Annotated in this window: 1 protein-coding gene; it reads left to right on the forward strand. The window is 64.3% G+C overall.

Annotated elements, in window-relative coordinates; translation table 11 throughout:
- Positions 1-235 (forward strand): hypothetical protein (locus KZZ04_RS20840; RefSeq protein WP_219424126.1); only part of this gene is annotated, 235 nt, incomplete at both ends.

Consider the following 235-nt stretch of genomic DNA (forward strand, 5'->3'; position numbering starts at 1 on the left):
GACGAGCTCGCCGCACAGGAGGTCGGCACCGGAGCAATGGCCGCAGGCCTGCTCAAGCTTGTTCTCATTGCGATATTCCGGAGATCGCTCGTCTCGCAGCAAGTTTGGGCGGAGCGGTTCTCGTTGCTCAGCGATCCGCAGATCTCGCGGGCCTTCTCCGAAATGGCCGCGCGACCAGCGGCGGACCATACCGTATCGTCCCTCGCCCATGTCGCCGGTCTGAGCAGATCCGCCT

The organism is Pseudoalteromonas sp. CR1 (assembly GCF_019392235.1).
GTDB lineage: Bacteria > Pseudomonadota > Gammaproteobacteria > Enterobacterales > Alteromonadaceae > Pseudoalteromonas.